This window comes from Nocardioides sp. (genome assembly GCF_029937575.1).
In the GTDB taxonomy this organism is placed as follows: domain Bacteria; phylum Actinomycetota; class Actinomycetes; order Propionibacteriales; family Nocardioidaceae; genus Nocardioides.
The window spans coordinates 1-6,174 of sequence record NZ_JAPYPS010000097.1 but is presented as its reverse complement, the minus strand read 5'-3'; the positions used below and the strand labels follow the sequence as shown (position 1 = coordinate 6,174).

Here is a 6,174-nt window from a genome sequence, read left to right as displayed (position 1 = left end):
CCTCGGTGGACTGGGGGCTCGCCGACACCGGTGCCGTCCGGCTCGCGCCACGACGTGTGCGGGTCACGACCTTGGGGGCCGCGGGCTCGGCCGGCTCGGGCGCCGGGCTCGTCTCATCCTGCTGCGGGGCAGGAGCAGCCGCTGCAGCCTCGTCAGCCGGCGCCTGCTCCGCGCGGGCACGCTCGGCCTTCGCCATCGCCGCGAACTCGGCGGGCGACGGCTTCGACGCCGGCGAACCGGAGTCCCCGGGGCCGCCCGAGTCGCCGGGCTTCTGCTGACCTGCGCCCTGCTGGTCGGAGTCGTCCGGGCCACGGCCACGGCCGCCGCGTCGACGGCCGCCTCCGCCGCCGCCGCCACCGCGACGCGACTCGTCGTCGCCGCCCTGGCGGGGCTCGATCGGCATGTCGTGGACCACGACACCGCGGCCCTGGCAGTGCTGGCAGTTCTCGCTGAAGGACTCCAGCAGGCCGGTGCCGATGCGCTTGCGCGTCATCTGGATCAGGCCGAGCGAGGTGACCTCGGCGACCTGGTGGCGGGTGCGGTCGCGCCCGAGGCACTCGACCATGCGGCGCAGCACGAGGTCGCGGTTGGACTCCAGGACCATGTCGATGAAGTCCACGACGATGATGCCACCGATGTCGCGCAGCCGGAGCTGGCGCACGACCTCCTCGGCGGCCTCCAGGTTGTTCTTGGTGACGGTCTCCTCGAGGTTGCCCCCGGAGCCGGTGAACTTGCCGGTGTTGACGTCGACGACGGTCATCGCCTCGGTGCGGTCGATGACCAGGGACCCGCCCGATGGCAGGTAGACCTTGCGGTCCAGGGCCTTGGCGATCTGCTCGTCGACGCGGTACGTCGTGAACAGGTCGGTGCCGTTGTGGTCGGCGACGTCGTACTTCTCCAGCCGCGGTGCCAGGTCGGGAGCGATCTCGGCGACGTAGCCGCTGATGGTCTCCCAGACCTCGTCGCCGGAGATCACGAGCTTGGCGAAGTCCTCGGTGAAGAGGTCGCGCACGACCTTGAGCGTGAGGTCGGGCTCGCCGTACAGCAGCTTGGGGGCTCCACCCTTGCTGCCCTTGCCCGTCTTGGCCTCGATCTCCTCCCAGCGCGCCTTGAGTCGCTCGACGTCCTGGGTCAGCTCCTCCTCGCTGGCACCCTCGGCCGCAGTGCGCACGATGACGCCGGCCGAGGACGGGACGACCTCCTTCAGGAGGGTCTTGAGGCGGTGCCGCTCGGTGTCGGGCAGCTTGCGGGAGATGCCGCTCGTCGTGCCGTCGGGCACGTAGACCAGGAAGCGGCCGGCGAGACTGATCTGGCTGGTGAGCCGAGCGCCCTTGTGTCCGACCGGGTCCTTGCTGACCTGCACCAGGATCGTCTGGCCCGACGAGAGCACCGACTCGATCTTGCGCGGGGCACCGTCCTTGTGGCCCAGGGCCGACCAGTTGACCTCGCCGGCGTACAGCACGGCGTTGCGGCCCTTGCCGATGTCGATGAAGGCGGCCTCCATCGACGGCAGGACGTTCTGCACCCGACCGAGGTAGATGTTGCCGATCAGCGAGGTCTGCGACTCACGCGCCACGTAGTGCTCGACCAGGACCTTGTCCTCGAGGACGCCGATCTGGGTCAGGTCCTCGCGCTGACGGATCGTCATGACGCGCTCGACCGACTCGCGCCGGGCCAGGAACTCGGCCTCGCTCACGATGGGGGCGCGCCGCCGCCCGGCCTCGCGACCCTCGCGGCGACGCTGCTTCTTGGCCTCCAGGCGCGTCGAACCGCTGACCGCGGTGATCTCGTCCTCGGGCGAACGGGCGCGACGCACGCGTGTCGTGGTGTTGTTGGGGTCGTCGCCGCCCGATCCACCGTCGTCGCCCTCGCGGCGCCGACGACGGCGCCGACGCGAGGAGCCGTCGCCGGAGTCGGCGTCGTCCTCGTCCTTGGCGCCGCCCTGGTTCTTCTGGCTGCCGCCCTGGTTGCTGTTCCCGCCGCCGTTGCCGCCCTGGTTGCCCTGGTTGCCCTGGTTGCCCTGGTTGCCATCGCCGGACTCGCCACCGTTGGCGCCGTCTCCGCCGCCACTCTTGCGGCGGCGTCGACCGCCACGACGGCGCCGACGACGAGGGCCGTCTCCGCCTTCGCCGTTGTCGTCGTCCCCGTCGTTGTCGTTGTCCCCGTCGTTGTCGCTGTCCGACGAGGTGTCGTCGGAGCCCTGGCCGGCGCTCTTCTCCGAGCCCCTGCCCGCGTCCTGCTTCGGCGCGGCGTCTGCCTGCGCATCTCGGGACTCGGTCTTCGCCTCGAGGGACGGGTCCGCCTCGCCGGACGGGGCGGCCTTGGTCGAGGAGGTCCGCTTGCGCGTGGTCTTCTTCGCCGGCGCGGGCTTCTCGCTCGCGTCCTGGGCGGCGCCCTCGCCACTGTCGCCGGTCCCGGCCTCGGGCAGCGCCTCGTCGGGCGCGGCAGCGGCCGCCTTCTTGGCCGGCGCGCGCCGCTTGCGGGGCGCGGGGGCCGTCTCAGGAGTCTGGAAGAGCGGCATCGGGGCCGCAGGGCCGTCGTTGCCCTCGGAGGGCGCCTCGTCGGCCGGGGCCGGGGCCTCGTCGGACACCTTCGCGGAGGTCTTCTTGGCGGCCTTGGGGGCCGTCTTCTTCGCGGGTGCCTTCTTGGCGGCCTTCTTGGCCGGCTTCTCGGCGGGCGCCTCCCCGGACTCGGGGTCCGGCTCGTCGCTGCTGGCGGCGGCCTTCTTGGCGGCCGCCTTCTTCGCAGGCGCCTTCTTGGCGGCCTTCTTCGCAGGCGCCTTCTTGGCCGCCTTCGGCGGCGCCTCGGGGGCGTCGGCTCCCGGGGTTGCCGGGGCCACCGGAGTCTCGGGGGCGACGGGCCCGGCGGACCCCTCGCTGCCCTCGTTGCCGTTGTACTGCTCGGCGTTGTCGTCAGCCATGTGCTGCTCCTCGCACCCGACCCCAGGCCGGGTGGTGTCTGGCACCGGTCGGGGATCTGGAGGACCGTGGTCCCGATCGCGGTGCAAAGCCTTCGTGGTTCGAACGACACCCTCCGCGGTGCGTCACTGGAGGCCGGAGGTCACCTACCGCGGTCGGCAGCCTGGTCGGATCGCTGTCACCGATCCGGGCCGCGTCGCGGTCTGGCGACGACCTGTCCCCACCGTGTCGACCCGCCGTGGCGGAGCGACGAGAACGTCGTCGGGTTGGTCCTCGGCACCTGGGAGCGTCGATCGCCAACCGTGACGAGTATCGCACAGACCTCCTGGGACGGCGCTTCGGAGGCGTTTCGCGGCGATCCCCCGCTGCCGGCGGGGGTCACCGGGCGAGGGGGTCGCCGACCACGCCAGTGGCCTCGTCCAGCGGCCCCTGCTCGACCCGAGTGAGCAGGGGAGGTCCGCCCAGGTCGAGCGCGCTGAGGCTCCTGATCCCGGTCAGGACGTCGTCGGGGCGCACCGACGGGACGCTGTGCCGGAGCACGAGGTCGAGGCGAAGCCGGCCCTGCGCAGCGCCGTCGTCAGCGACGACCAGCGAGACCACGGCCGCTCGGCAGTCGAACTCGCGCAGACCCTTCTTCGTCATCCGCTCCACCGTCACCGACTCGGCGGCCAGGAAGTCGGCGACGGCGCTCCTCGCCAGCGTCTCGTCCGCACCCGTGTCGATGAGCCAGCGGCTGGCCACCAGGCGATCGGCGAGGCCGCCCTTCTCCAGGTCGGCGGCGTCGACCACCTCGAGGACGTCGAGCCCGTCGGGAAGCGACTCGTCGAGGAGCGCATGGATCGTCGCCGCGTCGACCACCTGCGCCAGCGCGATCTCGAGGTACTCGGCCTCGCTGGCCGAGCCGGTGGGCGCGGCCCCGGCGTAGGAGATCCTGGGATGCGGGTTGAAGCCGGACGAGTAGGCCATCGGCACCTGGGCCCGGAAGACGGCACGCTCGAAGGCGCGGCTGAAGTCCCGGTGGCTGGTGAAGCGCAGCCGGCCGCGCTTGGCGTAGCGGACGCGGAGCCGCTGGACGGGCGGGGCCTGCTGCTCGGGGGGCTGGCGGCTCATGACGCAGCACCCCCCACGGTGGGGACAGCGCTCGAGGCAGCGGTCGGGGCAGCGGCGGGCACGGGCAGATCTCGGTGGCACTTCATCGCAGGCGAAGGGTAGACGGTGCCCACGCGTTGACCGTCGAGCCACCGGGTCAGCCGGTCGGCCTCGGCGTCCAGCGCACGCCGTACGTCGCCCCCGACCTCCTCGAGCAGATGGACGCGTACGTCGCCGGCCGCGCCCTGGGTCCAGCAGCCGACGACACGTCCGTCGGCCCAGGCGGTGGTGCCGGCGTTGCCGTTGCGGTCGAACAGCTCCGGAGCGTGGGGGCCCAGGTAGAAGTCGCGCTGCTTCCAGCCCATCACCGTCGGGTCGAGCACCGGCAGCAGGGCGACCCAGGGCTCGTCGTCACCGGTGGGCGGGTCGACGTCGTCGGGCAGCAGCCAGCCCGTGTCCCCGCCGTCGAGGCCGACCTGCACGGCGCCCAGGTCGGCCAGGGCGGTGCGCACCGCGGCCTTGGTGCTGCCGAGCCACCACACCAGGTCGGCCTCGGTGCCGGGGCCGAAGGTGTGCAGCCAGCGGCTGACGAGCACGGCGTACCCCTCCTGGGCGGGCAAGGCGGGAGGAACGTCGCCCAGCCAGGCCTCCATCGAGGTCCAGCGGGGCCTCGACAGGCGCCAATGCTGGGTGTTGAGCCCCCGGACCAGGTCGTGGGTGAGGCCGAGGTGGGTGAGGATCCGGCTGTGGTTCCACACCGAGCCGGAGGTGACGTCGTAGGTCACGGCGACCTCGGGAAGCAGCTCACGCACCTCCTGGGCGGTCAACCCGTCGGGTCGCGTGCGGATGGCGGCCAGGACGGCGTCGCGGGAGCGGTGCACCCACGCCAGCCCGTCGGAGTCCACGCCCGCCTTCTCGACGTCCTTGGCCATCCGCTTGAGCTCCACCTCCGCGACCCGAGCCGAGGCGCTCCCCCAGGCCGCCGGCAGGAGCTCGCGCGGGAAGAGGAACAGCGTGCGGCGCATCGCGAGCTGCTTGACGACGTCGCGGTCCTCGTAGAGGGCGCGGTCGATCGTCGCGACGCTCACGTCGTCCACCCGGCACCAGCACGAGAGGTAGACGGTGGCCGGCTCGGTGGAGTGCAGCACCGTCATCGCGCGGGTGGCCTCGGCCACCGTGTCGACGCGGTGTGCGGGCGCCAAGGCGTGGCGACGGGCGAGGCGGGTCCGGCGCTCGGCATCGGAGACGTGGCGCATCAGCCCATCCTGCACGAGCCGCGGCGACAGGTCTGACAGACTGCCGTGCGACCCGCCCACCGGACGAGCCTGGAGCACGTGATGAGCAACCCCTACGACCCGTACAACTCCGGTTCCTCCGACGACGGCTCCGGGCAGAGTGGCCAAGGCGGTCAGGGGGGCCAGGGTGGGCCGCCGCCTCCCCCGCCGTACGGCGGGAGCGAGCAGCCCGGCCAGTACCCACCGCCCCCCGCCGGTGACTCGCCGTACGGCCAGCAGCCCTACGGCCAGTCCTACGACCAGTCCGGCTACGGCCAGCAGCCGCCGTACGGACAGTCGCCGTACGGCCAGCAGTCCTACGGCGAGGCACCGAAGAAGACCGACGCCCTGTCGATCACCGCCTTCGTCCTGGCCTTCACCTGCTTCCTGTCACCGATCGGCTTGATCCTCGGCCTCGTCGGCCTGGGCCGCACCAAGGGTGGCCAGCGCAAGGGCCGCTGGGCCGCGATCGCCGCGATCCCCCTGGGCCTGGTCTTCAGCGTCATCGGCGGGCTGATCGTCTTCGGCATCGTCTACGCCGTGCAGAACGTCGTCACGCCCTCCAACGCCGAGCCGGGTCAGTGCGTCGAGGTCAGCCGGGACGGCGACGAGTACAACCTGCTCAAGCAGGACTGCGAGGACGACCACGACGCCGAGGTCATCTACGTGGGCGTGGCCTCGGACTACGAGGGCAACCTCAGTGGTCAGGTCGACCCGGTCGACGTGTGCACGTCGCTGATGCCCGAGGACGACCTCAGCGCCCTCGCGGCCTTCCCCGAGGACCTGTTGATCAACCTGATCATCGACGACCCGTCCGACATCGACCCGGACGACGAGTTCCTCTGCTTCGCCGAGCCGAGCTTCGGGTCGCTGGACGAGCAGATCCTGAACTA

General features: G+C 72.0%; 3 protein-coding genes and 1 pseudogene. 1 reads left to right on the top strand and 3 read right to left on the bottom strand.

The window, feature by feature from the left end:
- The 3 genes from Q1K33_RS19620 to Q1K33_RS19610 form a co-directional block, all read right to left on the bottom strand.
- Positions 1–2,920 (bottom strand): Rne/Rng family ribonuclease (locus Q1K33_RS19620; protein WP_300406445.1); only part of this gene is annotated, 2,920 nt, incomplete at its 3' end.
- A 376-nt stretch (positions 2,921–3,296) separates the two neighbouring features.
- Positions 3,297–4,028 (bottom strand): TIGR03936 family radical SAM-associated protein, encoded by a 732-nt coding sequence (locus Q1K33_RS19615; protein ID WP_300406444.1) that lies wholly within the window; start codon positions 4,026–4,028, stop codon positions 3,297–3,299.
- On the bottom strand, positions 4,025–5,263 hold the full coding sequence (locus tag Q1K33_RS19610) for a winged helix DNA-binding domain-containing protein (protein WP_300406443.1): 1,239 nt from the start codon (positions 5,261–5,263) through the stop codon (positions 4,025–4,027). Before Q1K33_RS19610 ends, Q1K33_RS19615 begins: the two co-directional genes overlap by 4 nt.
- A gap of 81 nt (positions 5,264–5,344) precedes the next feature.
- Here Q1K33_RS19610 and Q1K33_RS19605 point away from each other — a divergent pair.
- Positions 5,345–6,174: pseudogene (locus Q1K33_RS19605) on the top strand (hypothetical protein); the annotation flags it as partial.

Bases quoted from the DNA above. Each gene is read 5' to 3' on its own strand.
- Q1K33_RS19615 (WP_300406444.1), bottom strand. From the start codon at position 4,028: ATGAGCCGCCAGCCCCCCGAGCAGCAGGCCCCGCCCGTCCAGCGGCTC.
- Q1K33_RS19610 (WP_300406443.1), bottom strand. From the start codon at position 5,263: ATGCGCCACGTCTCCGATGCCGAGCGCCGGACCCGCCTCGCCCGTCGC.